Here is a 1,726-nt window from a genome sequence, read left to right as displayed (position 1 = left end):
CCCGCGCCACGCAGCAGGCGTTCGACGCCGCGGCCCCGGCCCGGCTGGCGCTCGTGGTGCCCGACGCCGGCACGCTGCACGACCGGCTGCCCGCCGCCGTCCGCGGCCTCGGTGCCGAGCGGCCGCTGGTGCCGGTCGGCGTCCACCTCGGTCTGGGCGACCCTGCGCCGGGCGGCATCGGGTTCGTGCTGCCGGGGCAGGGCGCGCAGCACGTCGGCATGAGCGGCGACGTCACCTGCCACGTGCCGGCGGCGCAGGACGTCTGGGACCGGTACGGCGCCACCGAGGTGGCCGGGCAGCCGCTGCACCGCGTGGTCCTCCCGCCGCCGGCCCGCGACGACGACGAGCGGGCCGAGCAGCAGCGGCTGCTGACCCGCACCGAGTGCGCGCAGCCGGCGCTGGCCGTGCACAGCCTGGTGCTGCTGGAGGTGCTCGGGCAGCTCGGCCTCCGCCCCGACGCCGTCGCCGGCCACAGCTTCGGCGAGCTCGTCGCGCTGCACGTGGCCGGGGCGCTCACCGCCGACGACCTCGTCGAGCTGGCCGGGGTGCGCGGCCGGGCGATGCGCGACGCGGCCGCCGGCACCGACGGCGTCATGGTGGCCGCGCTCACCGAGCCGGCACAGGTCGAGCGGGCGCTCGCGCGGGCGGGCCGCGAGCGGGTGTGGGTCGCGAACCGCAACGGTCCGCGGCAGGTCGTGCTGTCGGGCGCGGCCGACGACGTCGCCGCCGTGGTCGACGACCTGAGCGTGCACGGCGTCGAGACCCGCGCGCTGCAGGCGTCGACCGCGTTCCACACCCCGGTCGTCGCCGACGCCGTGCCGCGACTGCTCGAGCACCTGGCCGGGGTCGACGTCCGCCCGCCTCGGCTGCCGGTGCTCGGCAACGCGGACGCCGCGCCCTACCCGGCCGACCCCGCCGCCGTCCGCCGCCGGCTGGCCGAGCAGCTCACCGGTCCCGTGCGGTTCGTTGACGACGTCGAGGCGATGTACGCGCTCGGCGTGCGCACGTTCGTCGAGGTCGGTGCCGGGTCGGCCCTGACCGGCCTGGTCGGCCAGGTGCTCGCCGGGCGCGAGCACCTCGCCGTCGCCCTCGACCACCCCGCGCGGCACGGGGTCACCGCCCTGCAGCAGGCCCTCGCCGCGCTCGCCGCCCGCGGCGTCCCGATGGACCACGACCGGCTCTGGGCACCCTTCGCCCCCACCGCCCCGACCAGTGAGGAACCCACCATGACCGTGCAGCTCGACGGCACCGGCACGCACGCACCCGCCCCCGCCCGGGTGCCGGACGTCGTGCGGCTGGACCTCCCCGCGGCCACCCCGGCGACCCGTGCGGACGATGCGTTCGAGGTCGACGCCGCGCCCGGCGCGGCCGCGCTCGTCGAGCTGCAGCGCCAGGCGGCCGAGACGCACCTCGCCTGCCAGCAGCTGCTGGCCGACAACCACGCCGCCTACCTGCACCGCGTGCGCGCCGCCGTCGCCGCCCTCACCGGCGGGCGCGCGCAGCCCGCGCAGGCCGGGCAGCCCGCAGCGCCGGCGCCGACCCAGCTGACGCGATCGGTGTCGTCGGCGCAGGCGATGCCGCAGGTGCCGCCCGCCCGGGAGGTCGCCGTGCCCGCGGTCTTCGAGCGAGCGGCGGCTCCCGCCGCGGTCGCCGAGCCCGAGCCGATGCCCCCGGCGCCCTGGCTGCCCCCGGTGGCTCCCGAGGCGTCAGCACCTGCGGCCCCGCC

General features: G+C 79.3%; 1 protein-coding gene. It reads left to right on the top strand.

All coding sequences use genetic code 11. The features are described from left to right. Positions 1-1,726, top strand: a 1,726-nt coding sequence (locus ACYVI6_RS18620; protein ID WP_460447782.1) for an ACP S-malonyltransferase, incomplete at both ends; no start/stop codon positions are given.

It is taken from the genome of Angustibacter aerolatus (genome assembly GCF_054776675.1).
Note: the sequence above shows the minus strand (reverse complement) of the source record. Positions and strands in the feature narration are given on the sequence as shown.